The sequence below is a fragment of the Chitinophaga niabensis genome (genome assembly GCF_039545795.1).
GTDB classification, from domain to species: domain Bacteria; phylum Bacteroidota; class Bacteroidia; order Chitinophagales; family Chitinophagaceae; genus Chitinophaga; species Chitinophaga niabensis_B.
In genome coordinates this window covers 4,847,526-4,873,911 of sequence record NZ_CP154260.1, presented here as the reverse complement: position 1 = coordinate 4,873,911, position 26,386 = coordinate 4,847,526, and the positions used below count along the sequence as shown (strand labels likewise).

Sequence of the window (26,386 nt, the reverse complement as noted above, 5' to 3'; positions counted from 1 at the left end):
CAATCTGAAATGAATTCCACTGTAATCGGGCGGTATCGCTGGCGCATCTGTGCTTTATTGTTTTTTGCTACCACGATCAATTACATTGATCGTCAGGTAATTGGAATCCTGAAGCCTATTCTGGAGAAAGAATTTAACTGGACTGAAAGTGAATACGGACAGATCGTAATGGTCTTTTCAGGTTGCTATGCACTTGGATTGCTGCTGTTTGGCCGTTTTGTGGACAAAGTAGGTACCAAGGTGGGATATACAGTATCTATTGTTGTATGGAGCATTGCTGCCATGGCGCATGCACTGGCTAAATCCACTTTCGGGTTTGGTGCTGCCCGTGCATTGTTAGGTATTGGCGAAGCGGGTAACTTTCCCGTGGCCGTTAAATCTACAGCAGAGTGGTTCCCTAAAAAAGAAAGAGCTTTAGCTACAGGTATCTTTAACTCCGGTGCTAATATCGGAGCGGTAGCTGCTCCTGCTATTGTGCCCTGGCTGGCAGGAACATACGGCTGGCAGGAAGCGTTTATCTGGACGGGTGTTATTGGTTTCGTATGGCTGGCTTTCTGGCTGGTGATGTATGAAATTCCTTCCAGGCATAAGAAATTATCTAAAGAGGAATATGCCTATATCCATAGCGATCAGGAAGATGAAACACAGAGTGCTAAACGTAAAGTGCCCTGGATGAAACTCTTTGCTATCCGTCAGACATGGGCATTTGTATTCGGTAAGTTACTGACTGATCCCATCTGGTGGTTCTTCCTGTTCTGGCTCCCTTCTTACTTCTCTACCACTTTCAAACTGGATATGAAAAATCTTGGTTTGCCGCTGATCATTGTGTATACAGCAACCACAATAGGTAGTATTGGTGGTGGTTATCTTTCTGGATGGTTCATCAGTAAAGGCTGGCCGGTGTTTAAAGCAAGAAAAGTAGCGATGCTGATCTTCGCGGTTTGTGTGGTGCCGATTGTTTTTGCACGTTACACTACCAATATGTGGTCAGTGGTAGCATTGATCAGTCTGGCTGCCGCAGCGCACCAGGCCTGGTCTGCCAATATCTTCACTACCGCATCTGATATGTTCCCCAAGTTTGCACTGAGCTCTGTAGTAGGGATCGGTGGTATGGCAGGATCAATAGGCGGATTATTATTCCCGATAGTAGTGGGTGGTTTACTGGATCACTTCAAAGCATTGGGTAATATTGGTGCAGGTTATAACATCCTGTTCCTCATCTGCGGTGCTATGTATCTGCTGGCATGGGTAGCGATGCACTTATTTGCGCCGCGTATGGAACAAGTGGTGATCAAAGAAGATTAGATTTTAATACAGCATAAATGAAGAAGGCCCGGAATATAATATTCCGGGCCTTCTTCATTTTTATCTTTTGATTATAAACTCACGCCACGTTTCCATGGAATGAAATCATCCTGGTGTAAGATCTCCGCTTTTGTGAAAATCTCTCCGCTCGCTACTTTCACCACATACTCAAGAATGTCTTCTCCCATTGCTTCAATACTTTTTGCACCGCTGATAATACTGCCGGTATCTATGTCTATGATGTCCGGCATACGTTTAGCGAGCCTGCTATTGGTAGCCAGTTTCACAACAGGTGCAATCGGGTTACCGGTTGGTGTTCCCAATCCTGTGGTGAATAATACTACTGAGGCACCTGAACCAACTTCTGCTGAAGTGGATTCCACATCGTTACCGGGTGTGCAGAGCAGGTTTAACCCTGGCCGCTTCACATATTCCGTATAATCCAGTACATCTGTTACAGGAGAGTTACCACCTTTCTTGGCCGCTCCGGCAGATTTGATAGCATCGGTAATAAGCCCGTCTTTGATATTACCGGGTGAAGGGTTCATATCAAAACCGGAACCTACTGCTTCTGCTGAATTAGCGTAAGCGCGCATGATAGAGATAAACTTATCAGCTGTTTCTTCTTTCTCGCAACGGTTGATCAGCTCCTGTTCCACACCGCAAAGTTCAGGGAACTCGGAAAGAATGGAAGTACCACCCAGTGCGATCAGCATATCTGAAGTATGCCCGATGGCGGGATTGGCGGAGATGCCGGAGAAACCATCTGAACCACCACATTCCAAACCTATCACCACTTTAGAGAGCGGTGCGGGTTTGCGTTCTATTTTGTTAGCTTCTACCAGGGCAAGGAAAGTATCCTTGATGGCATTGGATAACATCCTGAATTCAGAATCACTGGTTTGTTGTTCATACACCAGCAATGGTTTATCAAATTCAGGGTCCAGTTTTTTCAGTGCCGCCTGCAGGATAGAAACCTGCGCATGCTGGCAGCCAAGGCTCAGGATGGTAGCGCCTGCCACATTCGGATGGTGGATGTATCCTGCCAGTAATGCACAGAGTGCATCTGAATCCTGACGGGTACCGCCACAACCTCCTTCATGTATGAGGAATTTGATACCATCAATATTCTGAAATACCGGGTTGCGGTTGGAAGAATGCGTGATCGTTTCCGGTGCGTAATTCTTAATAGCGTCCAGGTCGCCGCTTTTGTACAGGCGCACAAGGTCGTTCACCTGCTCATTGTAAACTTCTGTAGGAGCAAAACCAAGCCCCTTTTCGAATGCAGTTTTGATAACGCCAACATTCCTGTTCTCGCAGAATACCATTGGTATTACGAGCCAGTAATTCCTTGTACCTACCTGCCCGTCTTTCCGGTGAAAACCATTAAAGGTCCTGTTTTTCCAGTGACTAACATCAGGCTGATGCCATTGGTAATTGCCGTCCTTTTCATGAAAAGCATTCGCATCATGGTGAACATTGTTCACGGTGATGGGTTCGCCTTCCTGGATAGGAGATACAGCTTTACCAACTAAAACGCCGTACATTACCACGGAATCTCCGGGCTGCAGGCTTTTCAGAGGGAATTTATGTTTAGCGGGAACGTTCTGCTTCAGTTGTACTGTTGAGCCGTTGAACTGTATTTGCTGCCCTGCCGGTAAGTCTTGTAATGCTACCAGCACATTGTCTTTCGGATGAATCTGAAGATACGTGTTCATGATCTTGCTAAAATAGCGCATTTGCAGACGCTGGTTTAATACTAAAATCTTGATTTTTGATTGGATATTAACCAACTGCAAAGTTAAATAAACACCAGCTCATAACTACGGTTAGATTCCTTTTCCTACGTAGATTTGACCGTTTTATAGCAATATCATGCAAACGTTTGCAATATTCATGTTTTCATATTACCTTTCCAGCGTTATTATATTTTTGTTTATATCTTTTAACTGAACAGGCATTTTATAAATCCACTTTGATGAGCACGTCTATAGAAACCAGATACGCCAGCAGCCCACAGGAAGCTAAATCCTGGGATACGGCACAGGCAAGACAAGCTTTACTGATCACACCTTTATTTGAAGCGGATGCCATCCGCCTGGTGTACAGTCATTATGACCGTTTTATTACCGGAGGCGTTATGCCGGTAAAAAAGGCGGTGAAACTGGAAACAGTAGATCCCCTGAAAGCAGCTTATTTCCTGGAACGCCGGGAACTGGGCATCATTAACACAGGTGGCGCAGGTACTGTAACAGTAGATGGGGAAGTATTCTCCATAGACTACAAGGAAGCTTTATACATTGGAAAAGGTAAACAGGAGGTGATCTTTGCAAGTAAAAATGCTGCAGAGCCCGCCCTTTTTTACATCAATTCCACGCCTGCCCACATGAATTATCCGACCCGCCACATCACCCGCAAAGAGGCAGATGTAGTGGTATTGGGGGCTCAGGAAACTTCCAATCACCGCACCATTAACAAGCTGCTGGTGAATTCTGTATTACCTACCTGCCAGTTGCAGATGGGGATGACAGAACTGAAACCAGGTAATACCTGGAATACCATGCCGGCGCATACACACGATCGCCGTATGGAAGTATATTTCTATTTCGAAGTACCACAGGGGCAGTCCGTTTGCCACTTCTGGGGCCAGCCGCAGGAAACAAGGCACATCTGGATGCAGAATAACGAAGCCGTTATTTCTCCGCCATGGTCTATTCACTCCGGCGCCGGTACCAGCAATTATACCTTTATATGGGGTATGGCAGGTGAGAACCTGGATTACGGAGATATGGACCATTGCGCCATTCCGGACTTACGCTAACGATTATACTTTCATCCTTCAAAACTATTCATGAAGCAAATTATCTCTTTGTGTTTATGGATGGGTGTGGCTTTTATCTGCCAGGCCCAGGATCGTTCCGTTACCTTATCCAATCCTGCAGCTACCACCAGTGACCTCGTGGAATTGGATTATGCACAGGTGGCCGGCTCGCTGAAGAAAGGACCTTTTAAGATCATCAACGCAGCTACCCGCAAGGAGATTGCGTACCAGCTGATCTATGAAGGCGGAAAGGAACCGGTGAAAATATTACTGGGAACACCCGTACCAGCTAAAAGCAAAATCAGCATCACTTTCGTGGCAGGCACTCCGGCGCCGGTACAACAAAAAACGTTTGGCAGATATGTACCGGAAAGGAAAGACGACTTTGCCTGGGAGAACGACCGTGTGGCTTTCCGTATGTATGGCAAGGCATTAGAGGCTACGCCGAAGGAAAATGCCTATGGCGTGGATGTATGGAGTAAACGTACGGAAAAACTGGTGATCAATAACTGGTACAAACGCAGCAATTACCATAAGGATGAAGGGGAAGGACTGGATTATTATCATGTAGGTTATACACTGGGAGGTGGTGGTATTGCTCCTTATCTGAAGGACAGTATCTGGTTCCCTAAGAACTATACCTCCTGGCGTATCCTGGACAGTGGCCCTTTGCGTACTACTTTTGAACTGAGCTATGATGCCTGGCAGGTGGATGGCGCTACGGTGAATGTAACCAAAACCATTTCCCTGGATGCCGGTGCACAGCTTAGCAAAATGCAGATCAGGTTCACAGACACGCTGCCTGTGGCCATTGGTATCATCAAACGGAATGAGCCGGGGAATATTTGGTTGCAGGAAGCAGCGGGTGTGATGGGCTATTGGGAACCTGTACATGGAAAGGATGGCACCACGGGAGTGGGCTGTATCATACTGAACCCCGTGAAGGAGATGGCAGTGGCTAAAGGCCACCTGCTGGCTGTTTCAGCTACAGACAAAAACAAAACAGTAACTTACTATACCGGGGCTGCCTGGGATAAAGCAGGGCGCATCACTAATGCCACCCAATGGTTCCGCTACCTGCAGGACCAGGCTGACAGGTTGAAGGACCCGGTTAAAATATCATTTACCAGATAAAATATTTTTGCACCATGAGCGTATTGAATCTTTTTAGTTTACAAGGTAAGATTGCACTGGTAACCGGTTGTAAGAGAGGGATCGGAAAGGCCATGGCAGTGGCTTTGGCAGAGGCCGGGGCAGATATTATAGGTGTATCTGCATCCCTGGAACTATCCGGCAGCGATGTGGAAAAAGAGGTACTGGCCACGGGCAGAAAGTTTAAAGCCTACCAATGTGATTTTGGGAAGCGCGAAGCATTGCATACTTTTATTGCAACGGTTCAGAAAGACTTCCCGGCAATCGATATCCTGGTGAACAATGCAGGGACTATCATGCGCAAGCCGGCAGCAGAACATCCTGATGAATATTGGGACGAAGTGATTGCCATCAACCAAACCGCTCAGTTCATCCTTACCCGTGAGATAGGGAAAGGGATGATCGCAAGAGGAAAGGGGAAAGTGATCTTCACTGCTTCATTGCTGACCTTCCAGGGTGGAATAAATGTACCGGGTTATGCAGCAAGTAAAGGCGCTGTAGGGCAACTCACCAAAGCATTTGCCAATGAGTGGGCTTCCCGCGGCGTCAATGTAAATGCTATCGCCCCCGGTTATATTTCAACAGATAATACTGCCGCCCTGCGCGCAGACGAGAAACGCAGCCAGGGCATCCTGGAGCGTATACCTGCTTCCCGTTGGGGAGAGCCGGAAGACTTTATGGGACCAGTTGTATTCCTTGCTTCTGACGCATCTGACTATATGCACGGTACCGTTATGACGGTAGACGGCGGTTGGATGGGCAGGTAAAACTTATAACTATGGCCATTCGTACTGAGAAAACAATTGTAGATATCGCCGATGAGCTGGGGCTTTCGGTGTCCACCGTTTCAAGGGCATTGAACGATCACCCCAATATCAGCATCAAAACCAAAGAACGCGTAAAGAAAATGGCCCGCAAGCTGGGCTATCGTCCTAACGCCATGGCAGCCGGTTTGCGGAATAATAAAAGCAAAACCATTGGCCTGATCGTTCCGCGGATCTCTATGTTCTACCCCGCAGCTATCAGTACGATCATTCAGAATAAGTTACAGGAGTATGGCTATAACCTCATCATCTGCCAGAGTAATGATTCCCTTGAACAGGAGATTGCATTGGTGAATACCCTGTATTCAGCAAGGGTGGATGGTCTGGCTGTATCCGCTACACTGTACACTTCTGATTTCTCCCACTTCGATATATTCAAACAACAGAATATTCCGCTGGTATTCTTTGACCGGGTACCACCTAAAGAATACAATGTAAAAGTGATCAAAGGAGATGATTTCCTAGGCGGTTCACTTGCCACGGAACATCTGATAGATAAGGGTTGTAAAGATATTGTACATATCTCCGGGCCGCTTACCTGTAACCTTTATAAGGAACGCCTGGCCGGCTATAAGGATGCTTTGCAAAAAAATAAGCTGCCTTACAAAAAGCCGAGAGTGTTCTTTCATGAACTAACAAAAGAAAATGCATGGCAGACTGCGGAGAAGATCTTCTCGCAGAAGCCTTACCCGGATGGCGTCTTTGCAACAAACGATACCACAGCGCTCACCATTCTGGAATATTGCCGCAAGAATGGCATACAGGTTCCGCAACAGTGTAAGATCGTGGGTTATTCCAACGATCCGCGCACAGAGATTGTAACACCTTCCATTACTTCTGTGGACCAATATCCTTCCACAATGGGAGAAAGGATCGTGGCTGCATTGATGGACCTTATCCAGGCTAAACATCCTGCGGCTTACCGCCATTCACAGGAAATAGTGCCTATTACCCTGGTAGAGCGGGAATCTACTGCAGGGCCAGGCAGGAAAAAGAAGTAATCCACAATTGAAAACGTTATGAAAACAAAGCTGGTCTTTTTATTACTCGCCTGCTGGCTGACCAATACACAGGCGCAAACAAAACTTTCCACGAAAAAAATGTTGTCACTGGTAGATGAGAACTTCCGCTTCTCCGCTGCCCAGTACAAACATATGATGAAGAGCCTGCCGGATTCGCTTTTCCCAAGATCAACGAATAAAGACGGCAGCCTGATGACGGCTAAATTTAACTGGTGGACAGCCGGTTTCTATCCCGGTTCCTGCTGGTACATTTACGAATACACAAAAGATCCTGCATTCAAACAGGAAGCCCTGAAACGCCAGGAATATCTGCTGCCGGATCAGTACAGGACCAATACGCATGACCTTGGCTTTCTGATGTATTGCAGCTTTGGCAATGGCCTGAGACTGGAAGGAACTCCTGCATACAAAGACATCCTGATGACGAGTTCCCGTTCCCTCATCACCCGCTTCAAACCTACTATCGGTGCTATCCGTTCCTGGGATCATGCAGGATGGAAATGCCCTGTGATCATCGATAACATGATGAACCTGGAGATGTTGTGCTGGGCTACAAAGAACAGCGGTGATTCCACTTTCTACAAGATTGCGGTAACACATGCCAACACTACCATGAAGAATCATTACAGGCCTGATTATAGTTCCTATCACGTAGTGGATTATGATACCATCACCGGTAATGTATACGCTAAAAAAACACACCAGGGCCATTCAGATGCTTCTGCATGGAGCCGTGGGCAGGCATGGGGATTGTATGGTTATACCATGATGTACCGGGAAACAAAAGATAAAAAATACCTGGACCAGGCCCGCCATATCGCAGATTTTATGCTGAACCATCCACGTATGCCTAAAGACCTGGTGCCTTATTATGATTATGATGCTCCTGAGATCCCGAATGCTATCAGAGATGCTTCTGCCGCTGCCGTAATGAGTTCTGCCCTGCTTGAATTAAGCCGGTACACGAATAAAGCAGAAAGCAAACGTTACTGGAATGCAGGTGCGGATGTGCTGATCAGCCTGGCCAGTCCTGCTTACAGGGCAAAAGAAGGAGCCAACAATAATTTCATTCTCATGCACAGCACTGGCTCTATGCCGGGTAAATCTGAGCTGGACGTGCCTTTGTCCTATGCAGATTATTACTTCCTGGAAGCTTTGTTGCGCTATAAAGCATGGGCAGCCCGCTAAATATTTTAAGGAAATTTTAATACAAGAATAGTCTGATCATAACAAGGAATGCGGCAGAAATGCTGCATTCCTTGTGCTTTATTAACCCTATCTCCCGGATTTTTTCGCTATTTTAGCCACCAACGAAATGACGGGAGTATGATTCATTTACCAAATCTTATTGCGGATCTGGCCCTTATCCTGGGTGCGGCAGCTATTACAACACTCATCTTTAAAAAGCTGAAACAACCACTGGTGCTTGGTTATTTGATAGCCGGCATCCTGGTAGGTCCGTATTTTGATTTGTTTCCTACCGTTAGAGAAGAAGAGAATATTAAGGTATGGTCTGAGATAGGTGTGATCTTTTTATTGTTCAGCCTTGGACTGGAGTTCAGTTTCAAGAAATTAATGAAAGTAGGCGGATCCGCTTCTATAACCGCATTCGTGGAAGTAGTGGTGATGCTTGCTTTAGGATATGGTACTGGTCAGTTGCTGGGATGGAATACCATGGACAGTATTTTCCTGGGAGGTGTGTTATCTATTTCCTCCACCACCATTATCATCCGTGCCTTTGATGAGTTAGGTGTAAAGGGGAAGAAATTCGCAGGTCTTGTATTTGGTATCCTCGTAGTAGAGGATCTGATCGCTATCGTGTTATTGGTATTGCTTTCCACATTGGCGGTGAGCCAGCAGTTTGCCGGTACTGAAATGCTTATTTCAGTGGTGAAGCTGGTGTTCTTTTTAATCCTCTGGTTCGTAGGCGGTATATTTTTCATTCCCACTTTATTAAAGAAAACCAAATCGCTCATGAGTGAGGAAACATTATTGGTAACCTCACTGGGTTTATGTTTACTGATGGTGGTGCTGGCCACACAGGTAGGTTTTTCAGCTGCATTAGGTGCATTCATCATGGGTTCCATCCTTGCAGAAACCACACAGGCAGAGAAGATAGAACATCTCATCAAATCCGTGAAAGACCTGTTTGGCGCTATCTTCTTCGTATCCGTTGGTATGCTCATTGATCCAAAGATGTTGCAAATGTATATTGGGCCTGTGGTATTGATCACCCTGATCACACTGATAGGTAAAACACTGAGTACCACAGTGGGCGCCGTATTATCCGGCCAGCCGCTGAAATCTTCTGTACAGGCAGGTATGAGCCTTGCGCAGATCGGGGAGTTCTCTTTTATCATTGCTACGCTGGGGCTTACACTGAAAGTAACCAGTGATTTTCTGTATCCCATTGCTGTGGCTGTTTCTGCGGTGACAACCTTCACCACGCCCTATATGATCAAAGTGGCGGAACCTTTCTATAACTGGCTGGATAAACGTTTACCTGAAAAATGGAAAGCCAGTCTGAGCAGGTATAGCAGCGGCGCACAAACCATTTCTGAAGCAAGTGACTGGCAGATAGTGCTGAAGGCCTATCTTACCAACACCGTTATTTGCACAGTGATCATTGTAGCCATTGGCATGCTTTCTTCCTTATACCTGCTGCCGAAAATGAATGAACTGATGGTGCCTTTGTGGGGCAGGATCATTACAGGTATCATCACATTCCTGGTAATGATGCCGTTCCTATGGGCTTTGGCAGTAAGGCAGGTGCAAACCACAGCTTTCTCCAACCTGCGGAAGCAGAATAAATATAAAGGTCCCTTATGGTTACTGCGGATAGCCCGCATTGGATTGGCCGTGTTCATGATCGGATTTATGCTGGACCGGTTCTTCTCTTTTGCCATTGCCCTCTCCGTTACTTTTATAATGGTGGTAGTGCTGGTATTGTTATCCCGCAGGATCCAGGTATTTTATAACAGGCTGGAAGACCGGTTCTTCAAAAACTTCAATGCCCGCGAAACCGCAGAGGCAGCGGCAAAAGCAGCCAAACCTGAAGCTGCCGTACTGGCTCCATGGGATGCGCACCTTGCCGCTTTCCAGGTCCGGCCGGAATGGGATGGTGTGGGCAAAACCCTGGAAGAGCTTATCCTGAGAGAAAAATACGGTGTAAATATAGCCATGATCGAAAGGGGCGAACGCCTGATCCCTATTCCTCCTAAAACGGAACGCCTTTACCCGGGGGACCGTTTGCAGGTAATAGGTACCGATGAGCAGATCATTTCCTTCCGCAATTATATCGACATGCATCTGCCGGAAATCAAACATACCAGAACAGAAGTGGAACTGCGCAGGTTTGATGTGCGTACCGGTTCCGCCGTGTTGGGTAAAAGCATTCGCCAGTCCGGTATCCGGGAACTGGCAAGGAGCATGGTGGTAGGCATTGAACGTGGCGACCAGCGGATCTTGAATCCTATATCAGATACCGTACTGGAAGATGGAGATGTAGTGTGGGTGGTAGGCAATCCTAAACGTACGGCAGCCCTGTTCCGTGTAAAAGGAGAAGCACCTCCCCAGATACAGCCCGCATAATGTTAGCAGTATGAGCAAAATATTCTTCCCTGTATTATTCCTGCTGTTTGCCTGCAATGAAAAGAAACTTTCTGCGGCAGAAGCGTCTTTCCTGTTGCAGTTACAGGATGAATGTGGTTGTGAAGCTTCCCTGATGCATGACAGAACTGCCATAGAAAACAATGCCAGTAATGGTGTTTTTCATATTGACCTTATTAATTCAACGGTATATTACTGCAATATGAGCCCGGCTGAATTAGAACGTATTGCTAACAACCTGGCGCGGAGGTTTGCTGTGATCATGGAACATAAAGGCAACTACAGTAATATACAGGTAGAGTTTTCGCAGATGAAAAAGGATGAGGTGAACTGTTCCCGTAAATTCATGGTGAGAAGGCCCTGATTATCTTCGTACCTTTAGGTAAATACGAAAGGTATGAAAGTTATCTATCGCAAACTGGGGAGAGAAAAGGCCTTTGGCATGTCCGACTATGGTGTAAATACCATTGTAATAGACAGCCGCCTGCATGGGCGCAAACATCTGGAAGTGAGCCTGCATGAATCTCTCCACATTTATTTTCCCGAGAAGAGTGAAACATTTGTAAAGAACACTGCGCGAAAGCTGGCGAATGTATTGTGGCGGATGAACTATCGCAGGGTAGATAATTCTTTGGGAATCTGATGTATGCCAACGGTTGAATGGCCTCCGGCAAAGCCGGTGTTATTTTATTGGGTCTAAGTACCGGCATATTCCGATTATTAACCGTAATTTCCATTCTTAGAAGGTCATTGATCCATTATACTGTAATCGTCAACCTCGAGCCGCAAGTTCCGGCCAATAAAAACAGCGCATAACCACCATGAAAGAAAAAGGCCAGGAAATGAAGCGTCTCTCCCTTAAAGATGTAGCCAGGATGGCTGGTGTAGCGCCATCCACCGTTTCGTTTGTATTAAATGGAAAAGCCCGCCAGATGCGGATCAGCGATGAACTGGCAGAGAAAGTGATGGCCGTAGTGAAGAAAACAGGCTATACCCCCCACTCCGTAGCTGTGAATTTGCGTACCGGTCAGTCCAAAACCCTTGGCCTGATGGTAGAAAGCATCTCCGGTAGTTTTTTTGCCGCATTGGCCAGAGTGATAGAATCGGAGGCAGACAAATATGGTTATAACATTGTGTATTGCAGTACAGAGAATAATCCGCAGAAAGGAGGGGACCTGATCCGCATGCTGGGCCGTCAGCAGGTAGATGGTTACCTGATCACTCCCGCACCCGGTATGGAAAAGGATATTCAGCAATTACAGGCACATAAACGCCCTGTGGTTTTGATGGACAGTTATTTCCCGGAAGTTTCCGTGCCCTATGTACTGATCGATAATGCAGGTGGTGTGAAACAGGGTGTAAAACACCTGGTAGGTAAGGGGTATAAGAAGATTGGATTTGTAACCGTAGATATGGAACTGGTGCAGATCCAGCAGCGTTTGCAGGGATATAAGGATACACTGCGGGATAGCGACATGCCGGTACGGAACAAACAGATCCTCAAACTTAGCTATAATATCCCCAGGGAAGAAGCCGTTAAGACCATCCAGGATTTTATAAAAGAGAATAAGGGCATGGATGCTATTTTCTTTTCCACGAACTACCTGGGTATCCTGGGGCTGGAAAGTATAGCAGGCCTGGGGCTTAGGATTCCTGACGATATGGCCATGATCTGTTTTGACGACCATGATATCTTCCGTTTATATCCCCCCGGTATAACAGTGGTGCAGCAGCCCATAGAAGAGATTGCCAAAACGGCCATGACCCTGTTGATGAACCAATTAGATAAAAGTAAACCCGCCACCCGTAAGAACCAGGTAGAGGTACCCGGAAAATTTATTCAACGGGGATCCGCCTGATAAGGGTATAAAATACCTCTGCCATCCTGTTTTTTTCATATACAGCAAAACCCTTTAGGGTAAAGTGTATACGGAAAACCGGACAATTCGTTTGAAGAAAAAATGTTAAAATTATTTTGATTCAGGCAAATTAATTATACATTTATGGTGTGCTTGTTAAGGTCAATTAACGCGCAGTGATCCTTTTGGGTCTTTTTTTAGAACACTTAGCTAAATCGATTTTGCATTTAGCACCCGGAAGGGAGAAGGTCTTATGGAAAAAGGAAGCCACAAAGAAGAGTGAACAAGGGATTTCAGGTTAACAGCAACCTAACTTTCGTGACGTTTTTGAATACATTTTAGAAGATAAATCGAACTAAACTTTATTTCCTGGTTGGGAGGTGACCCGCTAACGCTATACAGCCAGGGAGGGAATCAATGCTAACGTTAAACTAGAATTACAAAGAAAAATTACAAAGAAAACCTGATGGACTGCCGTGACGATTCCACTTTGGCAGGCATCACTTATTGAAAAGTTCAAATACCAAAAACCTTTATTTACAATGAAAAGATAGCAATCTGGCAACGCAGTATTGCCACCCAGGTTTCCGCCTTTAAAACCATCTGCTAAATCGATTTTGCTTGACATACCCAATATGTCAAGGCTAAATTCTTTTGCCCTTTCCTGACGCGTCCTTTTGGAGGTGAATGGGAATGCCATGCCAGATCATTAGTAACCGGGACGAAAGATTTTATACCCATAGTATTAACCAATTCAATTTCATTTGCAATGAACAAAAAATCCACGTATCTAAAGCGCGTGTGTTGGCTAAGCACCTTATTCCTGCTTATAGCCTCGCTTTCTTTTGCACAGACCCGTACCATCAAGGGCAGGGTAATAGATGCAAAAGACAATACGCCTCTCCCCGGCGTTACCGTTAAACTCAAGAACAGTAACAGTGGTACCGCCACGGGCGTAAACGGTACTTACAGTATTGTTGTTCCGGCTCAGACAACAGCCCTTGAATTTTCTTTTATCGGTTATGAAACAAAAGAAGTAAGGATCGGCTCTGGTGATGAAATAAATGTTGGCCTGGCGCTCTCTTCCAAAACATTGAATGATGTAGTGGTGGTAGGGTATGGTACATTAAAGAGAAGAGAGATCACTTCTGCAGTAACTTCTATTAAAGCAGAAGACTTTAACCAAGGCGGTACACGCAGTGCCATGGACCTTGTACAAGGTAAAGTAGCCGGTTTGAGTATCACCCGCACAAGAGGTAACAACCCTAATGAGGGCGCCTCTTTGCAATTAAGAGGTGTAACCAGTCTCAGTGGTACCAATGGCCCATTGATTGTAATTGATGGTATCCCCGGCGGTAATCTTGACCTGTTAACGCAGGACGATATTGCATCTATCGATGTATTACGGGATGGCTCTGCGGCGGCTATTTATGGTACGCGTGGTAATGGTGGTGTTATACTGGTAACTACCAAAAAAGGTAAATCCGGTGAGCCGCAGTTCAATTATTCTACTTATCTGCAAAGGGAAGTAGTGGACAAAAAGCCGGTAACCCTCACTGCAGAAGAATACAAAGCAGTTACCACACCTACCAATCACCTTGGTGCTGATGTTAACCTGTATGATATGCTGATCAACAAAGACAACCTCAGCCATTATCATAACTTTTCCGCAACCGGTGGTACAGATAAATCCAATTATCGTGCAGCCATTTACTACAGTGATGCGCAGGGTATTGCCATCCGCAATAACCGTCAGCAATATGGTGGCCGTTTGAACCTTAATCAAACAGGTTTGCAAGGCAAGCTCACCATGCAGATCAACCTGGCCACCAACTTCAATAAAGCCGATCTGCTGGGTGGCAGCACCGGGGACTTTGAACAGGCTGTACAAAGGAATCCTACGGCTCCCATCATCGGACCTGACGGCAAATACATTGAAACAACTGCTTTTAATAACTATAACCCTATTGCCCGTTTGCAACAGGAATTATCTGAGCGCGACCAGCAAACATTGTCCGGCGATGCAAAGGTTACCCTTGAAGTGATCAATGGCTTACATGTGTCTGCCTTTGGTGCTATCATGCGTAATAACTGGAACGACCGTCAATATCGCAACAGGGCTTCCCGTTCTTCCCAGAACGATTACCAGGGAGGTGGTTATGCTTACAAAAGGAATGATAACCAGGTGAACCGCATTTTTGAATCTACCATTGATTACTCTAAAAATATCGGTGGAGATCATGATGTACAGGTAGTAGGTGGTTACAGCTATCAGTATGCTACACAGGAATGGTTTTCTGCCAATAACTCCGGTTTCCTGACAGATGCTTTTGCTGACTGGAACCTTGGAAACGGTGTTTATCTCACACAGGGTAAAGCCGGTATGGGCAGTAACAAGGAAGACAATACGCTGATCGCATTCTTCGGAAGGGTGAACTATGCATTCCGTAAAAAATACATGGCGCAATTAAGTTTACGTCACGAAGGTTCTTCCAAGTTCGGCAACAATAATAAGTGGGGTAATTTCCCTTCCGTTTCTGTGGGATGGATGCTGAGTGAAGAAGAATTTATGAAAGCTATTCCTGCAGTGAATGAATTGAAACTGCGTGCAGGTTATGGCGTTACCGGTAACGATGGCTGGGCTAACTACTTATCCCAGGTAATGTTAAGCACCGGCGGTAGTTATCTGCAGAATGGCGTTTGGTACCAGACCTATGGTCCTTCCAAGAACCCCAATCCGGACTTACGCTGGGAGAAAAAGAAAGAGTATAACATTGGTATAGACTTCTCTTTATTAAACCGCCGCCTGGGTGGTTCTATCGACTACTATACCAGGGAAACAAAAGACCTGGCCATCAATGCGGTGGCACAATTACCGCCTTATGTAACAGAGAGTTTGTTCACCAACGTGGGAACTATCACCAATAAAGGGTTTGAGATCTACATCAATGCCATCCCGGTTCAAACCAAAGAAGTGACCTGGCGTACAGACATCACTTTCAACAACCAGAATAACAAACTGAAATCTCTTTCCAACGATAAGTTCAGCATTAACCTGCTGGAGTTTGGTGGTTTGCCTTCTCCCGGTGCTTTGGGTAATGCCATCCGCATCGTAGAAGGTGGAACGATCGGTAATTTCTACGGAAAACGTTTTGCCGGATTTACGGATCAGGGCAAATGGCTGTTCTACAAAAAAGATGGTTCCAAAGCAGAAGCAGCTGCTATGACGGAGGAGGACAAAACAGTACTGGGTAACAGTATTCCCAAATACATGGCTTCCTGGAGCAACACCGTACGTTACAAGAACTTCGATCTCACCATCTTCTTCCGCGGCAAATTCGCTTACAAGATCCTGAACCTTCAGGACCTGTACTTCGCCAACAAACAATGGTTGCCGAACAATATGCTGAAAAGAGGTCTTACTGTACACGGCAAGCTGAACGATGCGCCGCAGTATTCAGATTACTACCTGGAGAAAGGTGATTTCGTGAAACTGGACAACATTACGCTGGGGTATAATTTCAAATTACCTACCAAGTATATCCGCAGCCTGCGGTTGTATGCTACCGGCAGGAACATTGCCACTATCACCAATTACTCCGGGCTGGATCCTGAATTACAGGATAACGGTTTAACCACCGGTATTGATGAAAGAGGTTTCTATCCGAGAACAAAATCATTTGCGGTAGGCCTTCAAGTTGGATTTTAACAGGGATCTAAAAAATGAAAACAATGCAAAAGAAACATATATTATTGGGCCTGGCGGCTATGCTGACAGGTATGAATGCATGTACCAACCTGGATGAGAATGTATACAGCCAGGTGAATGCTGAAAAATTTTACAACAACCGGCAGGAAGTAATGGCCGCGGTGTTACGTCCTTTTACACATGCTAATGCATGGGCTGCTCCCACAGGGCAGGTAGGTTACTGGCGTGTAAATGAACTGGCCGGAGATCAGCTGGCCTGGCCACAGAAAGGAAGGCATGGTTATGATGGAGGGGACTGGATCCGTTTGCACCAGCATACCTGGACGGTAGATGATCCAAATGCCTGGAACCCCTGGAGGCTGATATTCTGGGGTATGGGCTTTTGTAACAACACCATTTCCGATCTTGAAAAGGTTGATTTCACCAAAATAGGAATGACGGAAGCGGACAAAGCCTCTATCATTGCGGAAACCAAAGTGCTCCGTGCCTGGCATTATTTAAAACTCATAGATCTTTACGGAAATATTCCTATTATTACAACCGTTGGAGAACCTTTGAATCCTCCCAATAAGCCCCGGGCAGAAGTCTGGGCCTTTATTGAGAAAGAGTTGAAAGACAATGTGGAACTGCTACAGCCGCTCGCACCGGCCATGGTAGGGAGGATCTCAAAAGCTGGTGGATATGCGATGTTGGCTGAACTATACCTAAATGCGCAGGAATGGGCGGGAACGCCGAAATGGGATGAATGCATTACTTATTGCGACAAGATCATCAATGGCGAAGGTGGTTCCCTTTTTGGAACTGTTCCCAAGCTGGAAACAGATATCATGAAGCCTTTCGGTAATGCCAACCATACTTCCCCGGAAAACCTTTTCCAGATTGCTTATGATTATACGGTAGGGAATGCCAGGTTTGGATGGAGTGGTGACTTATGGCACTATAACCAGCGTTTTGCCTACAATGCCACTTTCGGGGGCAACAACGGTATCGTGGTTATTCCAACAGCATTTGATGCCTTTGAAGACAAGGACCTGCGTAAAAGCAACTGGATGCTAATAGGTCTGCAATACAAACATCCGGCAATGAGAAGTGCAACGGACCCCGGGGATACGGTTTTAAGGGGAACGGAAGAATATAACAATAAGCCGCTTATTTTTGTGAAAGAGATCCGCCGTAATTCAGAAGGAGAAACAGGGCCGGGTGGCATGACAAGGGGAGAAGAGAACAGTGGAGCGCGTTTTGCGAAGTATCTGCCTGGTACTCAATTGGATGTGAATTACTGGAATAACGATTTTGTGTTATACCGCCTGGCGGAGATCTATTACAATAAAGCAGAGGCTTTAACACGTAAAAACAATAATGTGCCCACCCAGACTGCGGTTGACCTGGTGAACGAAGTGCGGAAACGTGCTTTCAGAGTGGAAGACTGGCCGGCAGCAGCTTATACCGTTGCAACATTAACTATGGATGAATTTTTGGCAGAAAGAGGCCGCGAGTTTATCTTTGAAGGGAAACGCAGAAGTGATATGATCCGTTTTGGTAAATTTACAACCAATTCCTGGTGGGATCACACTGCTTCGAACAATAACAAATGGAAGATATTCCCTATTCCCCGCAGGCAGATTACAGCTAATCCCAGCCTGAAACAGAACCCGGGTTATGTCGACTAAAATGTTTATTCTATAGTGCTTATCATACAAACAATAAAGAGTAGCATCTAACGGCTGGCCCATTCCTGGGCCGGCCCCTTTCTTTTTACTAAATCGATTTTGCTAATAAAATCTCAGCGTATATTATGAAAAGAACAGGGTTGATATTAGCCTTATGTGCGGGAATTCAGGTGAATGCACAGACGGTTTCCAAAGTAACAGATCCGGTAGAATGGGTAAATCCGCTAATGGGTACAGATTCTAAAGGAAGTTTATCCAACGGGAACACCTATCCCGCTATTGCCGTGCCCTGGGGTATGAACTTCTGGATGCCCCAGACCAATACCATCGGAAACGGTTGGGCATATCAGTATACCGCAGATAAGATCCGCGGGTTCAAACAAACACATCAGCCCTCTCCCTGGATCAACGATTATGGCCAGTTCGCCATTATGCCCGTAACCGGGAAATTAAAATTCACCCAGGACGACCGTGCCAGCTGGTACTCCCATAAAGCTGAGATCGCAAAACCTTATTACTATAGTGTATACCTGGCGGATGCTGATGTAACCACAGAGATCACCCCTACAGAAAGAGCCGCGCAATTCCGCTTCACCTACCCCCGTACGGATAGTGCTTTTGTAGTAGTAGATGCTTTTGACAGGGGATCTTATATTAAGGTGATCCCTGCTGAGAACAAGATCATCGGTTATACCACCCGTAACAGTGGCGGTGTACCTGAAAATTTCAAGAACTATTTCGTTATCTATTTTGAGAAACCTTTCACTGTATCAAAAACCTTTAATGGTAACCAGCTGGTGAAAGATACGCTTGAATATAAAGCTGGTCACGTTGGCGCTGTTGTTGGATTCAAAACCGGCAAAGGTGAAAAAGTGAACCTGAAAGTAGCCTCTTCCTTTATCAGCTTTGAACAGGCTGAACTGAACCTGCAAAGGGAATTGGGGAAAGATGGCTTTGATGTTACCCGCCAGAAAGCTAAAGACAGCTGGAACAAAGAGTTAAGCCGTATTCAGCCGGAAGGTGGTTCTGTTGATCAAACAAGAACCTTCTATTCCTGCCTATACCGTGTATTGCTGTTCCCGCGCAAGTTCTATGAATTTGATGCACAGAACAAGATCATGCACTACAGTCCGTATAACGGAAAAGTGCTGCCCGGGTACATGTTTACGGATAATGGTTTCTGGGATACTTTCCGTGCCGTTTTCCCTTTCTTCAACATGATGTATCCTGAGCTGAACAGCCATATCATGGAAGGATTGGCCAACACTTACAAAGAAAGCGGCTGGTTGCCTGAGTGGGCAAGTCCCGGTCATAGAGATTGTATGATCGGTTCCAACTCTGCCTCCCTGATTGCAGATGCTTATTTAAAGGGTGTGCGTGGTTTTGATATCAATACTTTATATGAAGCTATTCTGAAAAATACAGAGAATGAAGGTCCGCTCACTTCCGTAGGCCGTAAAGGTGTGAAGTATTATAACGAGCTGGGTTACATTCCCTACGATGTGGATATCAATGAAAATGCTGCCCGTACATTGGAGTATGCATATGACGACTTCACCATCTACAAACTGGCGATTGCGCTGAAACGGCCGCAGGCAGAGATAGACAGGTTTGCCAAGCGCAGCCAGAACTACCGTAATCTGCTTGATCCTGAAACAAAACTGATGAGAGGAAAGAACAAGGACGGAAAATTCCAGGCTCCTTTCAATCCTTTCAAATGGGGAGATGCATTTACCGAAGGTAACAGCTGGCATTACACATGGTCCGTATTCCATGATGTACAAGGCCTTGCTACTTTGATGGGCGGACGGGAGATGTTTGCCAAAATGCTGGACTCTGTTTTCACCATGCCTCCTGTTTATGATGAAAGCTATTACGGCAGTGTGATCCATGAGATCCGCGAAATGCAGATCGGTAACATGGGCCAATATGCACACGGTAACCAGCCTATTCAGCACATGATCTATTTATACAACTATGCCGGCCAGCCATGGAAAGCACAGTACTGGGTACGCCAGGTAATGAATAAATTATATCATGACGGGCCTGATGGATATTGCGGTGACGAAGATAATGGCCAGACCTCTGCATGGTATGTGTTCTCTGCTATGGGCTTTTACCCGGTTTGCCCTGGTACAGACCAGTATGTTTTAGGAGCACCACTGTTCCCGAAACTGACACTTACCCTGGAGAATGGAAAGAAGTTTGTGATCGATGCGGCAGGTAATAGTGCTACCAATATTTACACGCAAAGCATTTTACTGAATGGGAAGCCACTTACAAAGAACTGGATTGCACATGAGGATATTCAGAAAGGTGGCAACATGCGTCTGACAATGGGGTCAGCACCAGAAAGAATAAGGGGTACAAAAGAAGATGCATTCCCTTACTCTTACTCTGTTTCTAAGAAATAAATTGGTTGATTATAAAATCCTGGAATAGTAGCAATTGCTATTTCATTGTTCACTGTAGACATTACATCCCGATTCTTCGGGATGTTTTTTTTGCTTATTTCTTTGGCTTACGGTCCATATAGAAAACGATCTTTCCGCCATTCATGATATCATCGTGGGTAATGAAGCGTTTGTTAAATGGCTGGCCGTTCAGTTCCACTTTACGTACATATACATTTGCGGCACTTTGGTTCACTGCTTCCACCTGGAAGATTTTTCCATTTTCCAGTTGCAGGGTAGCGGATTGTACAGAAGGGCTGCCTAATGCATATTCCACAGAGCCTGGGCAAACCGGGTAAAAACCCAATGAGCTGAAGATATACCAGGCGCTCATTTGCCCACAATCATCATTACCACCCAATCCATCAGAAGAAGGTTTATACATCTTTGGCAGGATCATCCGCACGCGTTCCTGGGTTTTCCAGGGGGCATCCGTCCAGTTATACAAATAAGCTGCATGGTGTGCAGGTTCATTACCATGTACATAGTTTCCGATAATGCCTTCGCGGGTGATGTCTTCTGTTTCTGCAAAGAATTCATCCGGCAGGTGCATGGTGAACAGGGAATCCAGGTGGCCGGTAAATTGTTTCTTACCACCCATCATCTCAATCATTTCCGCAGGATATTGGGGAACGTAGAGACTGTAGTTCCAGGCATTTCCTTCAATATAACCCTGGCCGTGTGTGCTGAGTACATCAAATTCTTTCCTGAATTTACCATCGCTCATTTTAGGGCGCATAAAACCTGTGCTGGCATCAAATACATTGCGGTAGTTGAGGGAGCGTTTAATGAATTCATCATACAGGTCCGTTCTGCCCAGTTTTTTAGCTACCTGTGCAATACACCAGTCGTCATACGCATATTCCAGTGTTTTGGAAACAGAGGAACTGTTCTTGTCTTCCGGCACATAACCCATTTGCATATAATATTCCAGCCCGTCATATTTCTTATAACGTGCAGTATTGGCACATGCTTCCAGGGCTTTATTGGCATCGTACCCCTTGATATTCCCTTTCATGATAGCATCTGCGATCACAGAAACACTGTGATAGCCGATCATACACCAGTTTTCATTGGCATAGTGGCTCCATACAGGCAGCATTTTATGTACGCTTTGGTTATAATGTTCCAGCATGGAGCGTACCATGTCAGCATTCCGTTGTGGTTGCAGGATATTGAACAGCGGGTGTAATGCACGGTAGGTATCCCAAAGGCTGAAAGTGGTATAATTTGTAAAACCTTCTGCTTTATGATTTAACTGGTCCAGGCCACGATATCCGCCATCCACATCCATATAGGTGGTAGGGCTCAGATAAGTATGATAGAGGGCGGTGTAGAAATTGATCATATCGTCTTCAGCAGTTGTTTTGATCGCTACTTTGGACAATTCCTTATTCCATAATTCCTGGCCCTGTTGTTTTACGGCATCAAAATCCCATCCCGGAATTTCAGTACGCAGGTTGAGCAATGCACCTTCGGTGCTTACGGGAGATAATGCAAATTTGATCTTGATCTTTTCGCCCGGTTGGGTATTGAAATCAAACCATGCCCTGATCTGGCGGCCGGCCATTTCAGGGAAATTGGTGGTTTGGTCGAACTTGCGGTAGAAGCCTTTGTACACATCATTCACATTATTCTGGTGACCATACTTTTTAAACGGTTTGGAGAAGGTCATGGCAAAATAAACCGTACGTGTTCTGGCCCATCCGCTGGTTTGGCGATACCCGGTAATGAGGGAATCATTTTCCACCCGAACGAAAGTCCATACATTCTTATTACCATAGTTATAGATGCCGGCCATCAGGTCCAGGATGATATGTGCCTGGTCTGATTGCGGGAAAGTATACTGGTGAAAACCTACGCGGTTGCTGGCAGTCAGTTCAGCCAGGATGTTACCTTCATCCAGTTTCACCTTATAATAAGCTGCTTCCACCGTTTCATTTTCATGAGAGAAGCGGGAGCGGTAACCGCTTTCAGGTTTATCAGCCGTGCCGGGGTTTAGCTGAAGAGGGCCTACAGTAGGCATGATCAGGAAGTCTCCCAGATCAGAGTGGCCTGTTCCGCTAAAATGGGTGTGGCTGAAACCCACGATTGTTTTATCAGTGTACTGGTATCCTGCGCAGTATTTGTATACATCAGGATTGTACTTTCCATTCATTTCATATGGAAGCGTATCTGTTTCCGGACTTAGCTGTACCATCCCGAAAGGCACAGTAGCGCCGGGATATGTATGGCCCATCTTTTCTGTTCCGATGATGGGTTTTACGTATTTCACCGGGTTTTGTGCAAAAAGCAGGGCAGGCCACAAAAATAGGAGGGCGAGGGAAAATCTTCTCATGCGCTAGGAATTGATTTTTATGCTACCAAAGATAAATCGTTTTAGCGTAGATAGGTAGTGATTTACGATGGTTCAAACAACAAAGCTGTGCACAAACAGTTTTGTTTGCCTTTAGCGCAGAGGATGGGATAGTTAACGCAGCTTTTGCATCCTTCCCAGAATGCAGGGTCATGTGTAATGTCCGCATAAGTAACGGGTTCAAAACCCAGTCTTGTATTGAGTTTCATGACAGCGCGGCCGGTGGTGATGCTGAATATTTTAGCGGTTGGGTATAATACGCGGGATAACTGGAAGATCTTTTGTTTAATGGTAGCAGCAATACCCCGGATCCTGAAGGCAGGGGCTACGATCAGTCCGCTGTTGGATATGAATTTATCCTGTTCCCAGGTATCGAGGTAAGAGAAGCCGGCCCAGATACCGGAGACCGTTAATGCAATCACGGCTTTCCCCTGCCGGATCTTTTCAGCGATACTGGAAGGGCTGCGTTTAGCGATACCGGTACCACGCACTTTGGCAGAAGATTCCATTTCTGCAGCTATTTCTTCTGCATAGGGTATGTCTGCAGCAGTAGCAGGGCGTATGATAATATCCTCGGAGGTAATGTTACCAGGTATGATTGTTTCTTCCCGGACGACGACCTCGTCCGATTTTGCAGATGCGTCCATTATTATTTATTTTTCGTTTGTATGTTCAGGTGATGTTGCATGTATAAATTATAGAGAGATGCCGGGATCAGGGAATATAACCTGATACGGCTGATGTTATCCGGTACCGGTTCTTTGGAAAGTTCCGGCACGATGATCTGGGTAACTGCTTTTTGGACGATAGGGTTCCCTCTTTCATAAAGCCGGCCGGCCAGGCGGAGGCATTTTTCGAGGAGGGGGTAGTTTTTATTCCGTAACTGGCGGATAAGGTAGCTATTCAGGCAATCAACAGTCTGGTAAATATGGAAGATAGCCGGGAATTGGTGCAGTGGCCTGCGTAATTCCGGAAGCGTGTCTTCAATGAGTGCGGGTACTTCAAATTGATTGATCATTGTTTAGAAATTAGTGCCCTTCATGGGCCAAATGCTGTTCCATCCTGTGGAAAAATGTTGTGAATGCAGGCCCCTGGCTGAGGATGCTTAAAAGAAGTGTTTGGGATACACGTAGTTACCCTTCCGTTTTTGCATGGTTACTGCAGAAATTGAATTATTTTTCAGATGGGATACACCCTGTCCCCCTTAAAAATTCATCTTATTATTGACATCGCTTAATATCATTTATGGAACCAGATCACAACCATATCAGGCAATTATACCTGCAACAACTTATGGATAGGCTTTCCGAACAGGAAAAGCTGGAGTTGGAGGCGGCTATGGAAGACCCCGGGATCCGGCAAATGTGCCGGGATCTGGATGAATTGTATGCCTCTCCGGAAATGAGGGAGCTTTTAAGGGAGAGGCCTACCAGTACCCGGTGGAATGAATTGATGGAGGTTATTATGGAGCGGGAGGACGAGCCGGTGAGGTACCTGACCGTTCGTAACCTGGTAGCCGCGGCTACTGTTTTATTAGTGATCGGATTAGGCACCTGGTTCCTTTGGGTTAAACCCCAACAACAATTTATTAACTATTCAGCCGCCACCGAAAAAGCGGAGAAATCATATGATATCAGGTTGAAATTATACTCCGGAGAGGAGGTAGCTTTAACCGGACCGGAATCAAATAGTTCCAGGTTGATCGGAGATGTGCAGTTGATGAGTGAGAATAAAACATTGCGTTATCAGCAGCGGCCGGGGGGAGGCAGTTTATGGAATTCCCTTGAAGTACCTGCTAAAAAGGATTACAAGATCCTGCTGGGGGATGGTACGGTTGTAACCCTCAATTCCTCTTCCAGCCTGCGTTTTCCATTCTCCTTCACAGGAAACACCCGGGAGGTGGAAGTGAAAGGAGAGGCCTACTTTGAGGTAGCGAAGAATGCAGAGAAACCTTTTATTGTTCATACACCTAATGGAGATATCCGTGTTTTGGGTACATCCTTTAACGTGAATACATATGAGCCTGGTAAAACAACCACTTCACTTGTAGAGGGTAGTATTAAAGCGGTAGCTGGAGGGAAGGAAGTGCTGTTGCAACCTAACCAGGAGGCCAGCTGGAAAACCGGTGAACCTATTGTGGTTCAAAGGTTTGAAGCATCAAGGGCATTATCATGGATGGACGGGGTGTACTTTTTTGAAGGTGCAAACATGAAGGAGATAGCAGATGTGGTTGACCGCTGGTATGATGTAAAGATGGTGTACGACAACCCGGCTATTGCAGAATATAAATTTGATGTAAAGCTGGATAAATCCCGGCCACTTGAAGAACTCCTTGCCGTGTTGAAAATAGCAAAAGGCGTGAATTACAGATTTGAAGGAAACATACTCCATTTACAATAACAACAGAAGATCTCCAGTAACACGTAACTTATTAATACTGAATTGACCATGAACAACTTTGATCTCATTACGAACCGAATCCAATATATCCTTCTTGAGGACAATCTCAACTGGGAGGAAGTTGCCCGCAGAGCTGGTGAACATGGCTCAAATGTTCGTGAAGAATTAATGGAGAAATTAGATGACGCCAGTGAACTTTTGTCTCTCATGGGATACCATATCGAAATAGTCAGAAATTCCGAACGCATTCGTTAGTAATCCTAATCCCCAAGCTTTTTTTGTGTTGTTACCTTCCCTGTTAAGGGAGCAACCTGCATGGCCTCACCCCAATCCCTGTTAACCGAAGATTAACATCTTTTGTTTAGCCCCTCTTTGCTATTTTCTGTAACTTCAATGAAAACAATCTTTTATTTTTGAATTGTTTTTACCCAAACATGCTCCTGCAGACGAGGGGCTTTGTTTTGGTTTTCTTCCATTTGTTTTATGATTGATATATTATATCCTTGAGCCATGAGGGAAGATCGCACAACTCCAAAGGATTCGGGCCGTTCCCAGGAAATACTGCAAAAGCTATTTTTTAAGTTTCGTGAATCACTGATCATGGAATCTTACGGTATTCTACGTGATCTATATGAAGCTGAAGATGTTGTGCAGGAAACATTTATTATACTTTGGGAGAAGGGTCACCTTGACCGTGTTAAGCCGGCAGCCTACATATCCTACTTATACTGTGCGGTTAGGAATAACTCACTTAGCCGCCAGCGCGTTGTACAGAACAACCAGCGCAAGAAGGACCGTTTTTCCGAAACGGCTCCTCAGTTTGAGCATAAGAACTATGCAGAAGTGTGGGAAATACGCAAAAGGATCAACGAAGCAGTTCAGACATTACCCGAGCAAAGACGATGGGCCTTTATCAAATCCCATCTGGACAGAAAGACTTATCGGGAAGTAGGGCTTGAAATGGGATTGAATATGGAAACCGTTAGAAGTCATGTGAAAATAGCCTTGAAAACGTTGCGGGAATTATTGGGGAATCTAAAGTGATCTCACAGATAGAAGAATTTACCGGGCTTAAGACAATAGCAATCCTATCGCCAGCATAGGATTTTGTTTATTAGAGAATGTTTTTCCGGTATTACATTGTATATCGTCGACCAATTTTTTTATATTCAGGTTGTTATACCTAGAACCAATGTCTGTGGGAAT

General features: G+C 45.5%; 21 protein-coding genes. 16 read left to right on the top strand and 5 right to left on the bottom strand.

The window, feature by feature from the left end:
- The first annotated feature begins 9 nt into the window (after nucleotides 1–9).
- On the top strand, nucleotides 10–1,305 hold the full coding sequence (locus tag AAHN97_RS19335; RefSeq protein WP_343303718.1) for an MFS transporter: 1,296 nt from the start codon (nucleotides 10–12) through the stop codon (nucleotides 1,303–1,305).
- Nucleotides 1,306–1,376: 71 nt separating this feature from the next.
- On the opposite strand, the gene AAHN97_RS19330 is transcribed toward AAHN97_RS19335, so the two are convergent.
- Nucleotides 1,377–3,023: a UxaA family hydrolase gene (locus AAHN97_RS19330; RefSeq protein ID WP_343303717.1), complete on the bottom strand. Its 1,647-nt coding sequence runs from the start codon at nucleotides 3,021–3,023 to the stop codon at nucleotides 1,377–1,379.
- 260 nt (nucleotides 3,024–3,283) lie between these two features.
- Between AAHN97_RS19330 and kduI the strand changes: the two genes are divergently transcribed.
- From kduI to AAHN97_RS19285, 9 genes are all read left to right on the top strand, one after another.
- Nucleotides 3,284–4,126, top strand: coding sequence for a 5-dehydro-4-deoxy-D-glucuronate isomerase (gene kduI / locus AAHN97_RS19325; RefSeq protein ID WP_343303716.1), 843 nt, complete (start codon nucleotides 3,284–3,286; stop codon nucleotides 4,124–4,126).
- Between the two features lie 30 nt (nucleotides 4,127–4,156).
- A complete protein-coding gene (locus AAHN97_RS19320) occupies nucleotides 4,157–5,260 on the top strand; it encodes a DUF4861 family protein (protein WP_343303714.1) in 1,104 nt (367 codons plus the stop codon).
- A gap of 14 nt (nucleotides 5,261–5,274) precedes the next feature.
- On the top strand, nucleotides 5,275–6,045 hold the full coding sequence (locus AAHN97_RS19315; protein WP_343303713.1) for an SDR family NAD(P)-dependent oxidoreductase: 771 nt from the start codon (nucleotides 5,275–5,277) through the stop codon (nucleotides 6,043–6,045).
- 11 nt (nucleotides 6,046–6,056) lie between these two features.
- Nucleotides 6,057–7,103 (top strand): LacI family DNA-binding transcriptional regulator, encoded by a 1,047-nt coding sequence (locus AAHN97_RS19310; protein ID WP_343303712.1) that lies wholly within the window; start codon nucleotides 6,057–6,059, stop codon nucleotides 7,101–7,103.
- Nucleotides 7,104–7,121: 18 nt separating this feature from the next.
- Nucleotides 7,122–8,312 (top strand): glucuronyl hydrolase, encoded by a 1,191-nt coding sequence (locus AAHN97_RS19305; protein WP_343303711.1) that lies wholly within the window; start codon nucleotides 7,122–7,124, stop codon nucleotides 8,310–8,312.
- A 138-nt stretch (nucleotides 8,313–8,450) separates the two neighbouring features.
- Nucleotides 8,451–10,715 (top strand): cation:proton antiporter, encoded by a 2,265-nt coding sequence (locus tag AAHN97_RS19300; RefSeq protein WP_343303710.1) that lies wholly within the window; start codon nucleotides 8,451–8,453, stop codon nucleotides 10,713–10,715.
- Between the two features lie 10 nt (nucleotides 10,716–10,725).
- Nucleotides 10,726–11,097, top strand: a complete 372-nt coding sequence (locus tag AAHN97_RS19295; protein ID WP_343303709.1) for a hypothetical protein — start codon at nucleotides 10,726–10,728, stop codon at nucleotides 11,095–11,097.
- 33 nt (nucleotides 11,098–11,130) lie between these two features.
- The gene (locus AAHN97_RS19290) at nucleotides 11,131–11,376 is read left to right on the top strand and encodes a hypothetical protein (protein ID WP_343303708.1); all 246 of its coding nucleotides are present in this window, start codon (nucleotides 11,131–11,133) and stop codon (nucleotides 11,374–11,376) included.
- 178 nt (nucleotides 11,377–11,554) lie between these two features.
- Entirely contained in the window at nucleotides 11,555–12,592 is a 1,038-nt protein-coding gene (locus tag AAHN97_RS19285) for a LacI family DNA-binding transcriptional regulator (RefSeq protein WP_343303707.1), read from the top strand.
- A gap of 394 nt (nucleotides 12,593–12,986) precedes the next feature.
- Here the strand turns inward: AAHN97_RS19285 and AAHN97_RS19280 are convergent, their stop codons facing one another.
- Nucleotides 12,987–13,292, bottom strand: coding sequence for a hypothetical protein (locus tag AAHN97_RS19280; protein ID WP_343303706.1), 306 nt, complete (start codon nucleotides 13,290–13,292; stop codon nucleotides 12,987–12,989).
- A 99-nt stretch (nucleotides 13,293–13,391) separates the two neighbouring features.
- Between AAHN97_RS19280 and AAHN97_RS19275 the strand changes: the two genes are divergently transcribed.
- The 3 genes from AAHN97_RS19275 (at nucleotide 13,392) to AAHN97_RS19265 (ending at nucleotide 20,385) form a co-directional block, all read left to right on the top strand.
- Entirely contained in the window at nucleotides 13,392–16,301 is a 2,910-nt protein-coding gene (locus AAHN97_RS19275) for a SusC/RagA family TonB-linked outer membrane protein (protein ID WP_343303705.1), read from the top strand.
- 23 nt (nucleotides 16,302–16,324) lie between these two features.
- Complete coding sequence (locus AAHN97_RS19270) at nucleotides 16,325–17,971, top strand: RagB/SusD family nutrient uptake outer membrane protein (RefSeq protein ID WP_343303704.1); 1,647 nt, start codon at nucleotides 16,325–16,327, stop codon at nucleotides 17,969–17,971.
- Nucleotides 17,972–18,096: 125 nt separating this feature from the next.
- Nucleotides 18,097–20,385, top strand: a complete 2,289-nt coding sequence (locus AAHN97_RS19265; protein WP_343303703.1) for a GH92 family glycosyl hydrolase — start codon at nucleotides 18,097–18,099, stop codon at nucleotides 20,383–20,385.
- A 94-nt stretch (nucleotides 20,386–20,479) separates the two neighbouring features.
- Here AAHN97_RS19265 and AAHN97_RS19260 read toward each other — a convergent pair whose 3' ends face one another.
- The 3 genes from AAHN97_RS19260 to AAHN97_RS19250 all read right to left on the bottom strand — a co-directional run bounded on the left by AAHN97_RS19260 (nucleotide 20,480) and on the right by AAHN97_RS19250 (nucleotide 23,798).
- On the bottom strand, nucleotides 20,480–22,762 hold the full coding sequence (locus AAHN97_RS19260) for a GH92 family glycosyl hydrolase (protein WP_343303702.1): 2,283 nt from the start codon (nucleotides 22,760–22,762) through the stop codon (nucleotides 20,480–20,482).
- Nucleotides 22,763–22,824: 62 nt separating this feature from the next.
- The gene (locus tag AAHN97_RS19255; RefSeq protein ID WP_343303701.1) at nucleotides 22,825–23,427 is read right to left on the bottom strand and encodes an N-acetyltransferase; all 603 of its coding nucleotides are present in this window, start codon (nucleotides 23,425–23,427) and stop codon (nucleotides 22,825–22,827) included.
- A gap of 2 nt (nucleotides 23,428–23,429) precedes the next feature.
- Nucleotides 23,430–23,798, bottom strand: coding sequence for a DUF7674 family protein (locus tag AAHN97_RS19250; protein WP_343303700.1), 369 nt, complete (start codon nucleotides 23,796–23,798; stop codon nucleotides 23,430–23,432).
- A gap of 227 nt (nucleotides 23,799–24,025) precedes the next feature.
- Between AAHN97_RS19250 and AAHN97_RS19245 the strand changes: the two genes are divergently transcribed.
- From AAHN97_RS19245 to AAHN97_RS19235, 3 genes are all read left to right on the top strand, one after another.
- Nucleotides 24,026–25,180 (top strand): FecR family protein, encoded by a 1,155-nt coding sequence (locus AAHN97_RS19245; RefSeq protein ID WP_343303698.1) that lies wholly within the window; start codon nucleotides 24,026–24,028, stop codon nucleotides 25,178–25,180.
- A 48-nt stretch (nucleotides 25,181–25,228) separates the two neighbouring features.
- The gene (locus AAHN97_RS19240) at nucleotides 25,229–25,435 is read left to right on the top strand and encodes a hypothetical protein (RefSeq protein ID WP_343303697.1); all 207 of its coding nucleotides are present in this window, start codon (nucleotides 25,229–25,231) and stop codon (nucleotides 25,433–25,435) included.
- 255 nt (nucleotides 25,436–25,690) lie between these two features.
- On the top strand, nucleotides 25,691–26,224 hold the full coding sequence (locus AAHN97_RS19235) for a sigma-70 family RNA polymerase sigma factor (RefSeq protein ID WP_343303696.1): 534 nt from the start codon (nucleotides 25,691–25,693) through the stop codon (nucleotides 26,222–26,224).
- Nucleotides 26,225–26,386 lie beyond the last annotated feature (162 nt).

Coding starts and splice junctions, on each gene's coding strand:
- AAHN97_RS19320 (WP_343303714.1), top strand. CDS start 4,157: ATGAAGCAAATTATCTCTTTGTGTTTATGGATGGGTGTGGCTTTTATC.
- AAHN97_RS19295 (WP_343303709.1), top strand. CDS start 10,726: ATGAGCAAAATATTCTTCCCTGTATTATTCCTGCTGTTTGCCTGCAAT.
- AAHN97_RS19270 (WP_343303704.1), top strand. CDS start 16,325: ATGCAAAAGAAACATATATTATTGGGCCTGGCGGCTATGCTGACAGGT.
- AAHN97_RS19335 (WP_343303718.1), top strand. CDS start 10: ATGAATTCCACTGTAATCGGGCGGTATCGCTGGCGCATCTGTGCTTTA.
- AAHN97_RS19330 (WP_343303717.1), bottom strand. CDS start 3,023: ATGAACACGTATCTTCAGATTCATCCGAAAGACAATGTGCTGGTAGCA.
- AAHN97_RS19260 (WP_343303702.1), bottom strand. CDS start 22,762: ATGAGAAGATTTTCCCTCGCCCTCCTATTTTTGTGGCCTGCCCTGCTT.
- AAHN97_RS19250 (WP_343303700.1), bottom strand. CDS start 23,798: ATGATCAATCAATTTGAAGTACCCGCACTCATTGAAGACACGCTTCCG.
- kduI (WP_343303716.1), top strand. CDS start 3,284: ATGAGCACGTCTATAGAAACCAGATACGCCAGCAGCCCACAGGAAGCT.
- AAHN97_RS19285 (WP_343303707.1), top strand. CDS start 11,555: ATGAAAGAAAAAGGCCAGGAAATGAAGCGTCTCTCCCTTAAAGATGTA.
- AAHN97_RS19240 (WP_343303697.1), top strand. CDS start 25,229: ATGAACAACTTTGATCTCATTACGAACCGAATCCAATATATCCTTCTT.
- AAHN97_RS19235 (WP_343303696.1), top strand. CDS start 25,691: ATGAGGGAAGATCGCACAACTCCAAAGGATTCGGGCCGTTCCCAGGAA.
- AAHN97_RS19315 (WP_343303713.1), top strand. CDS start 5,275: ATGAGCGTATTGAATCTTTTTAGTTTACAAGGTAAGATTGCACTGGTA.
- AAHN97_RS19305 (WP_343303711.1), top strand. CDS start 7,122: ATGAAAACAAAGCTGGTCTTTTTATTACTCGCCTGCTGGCTGACCAAT.
- AAHN97_RS19280 (WP_343303706.1), bottom strand. CDS start 13,292: ATGGCATTCCCATTCACCTCCAAAAGGACGCGTCAGGAAAGGGCAAAA.
- AAHN97_RS19300 (WP_343303710.1), top strand. CDS start 8,451: ATGATTCATTTACCAAATCTTATTGCGGATCTGGCCCTTATCCTGGGT.
- AAHN97_RS19290 (WP_343303708.1), top strand. CDS start 11,131: ATGAAAGTTATCTATCGCAAACTGGGGAGAGAAAAGGCCTTTGGCATG.
- AAHN97_RS19245 (WP_343303698.1), top strand. CDS start 24,026: ATGGAACCAGATCACAACCATATCAGGCAATTATACCTGCAACAACTT.
- AAHN97_RS19255 (WP_343303701.1), bottom strand. CDS start 23,427: ATGGACGCATCTGCAAAATCGGACGAGGTCGTCGTCCGGGAAGAAACA.
- AAHN97_RS19310 (WP_343303712.1), top strand. CDS start 6,057: ATGGCCATTCGTACTGAGAAAACAATTGTAGATATCGCCGATGAGCTG.
- AAHN97_RS19265 (WP_343303703.1), top strand. CDS start 18,097: ATGAAAAGAACAGGGTTGATATTAGCCTTATGTGCGGGAATTCAGGTG.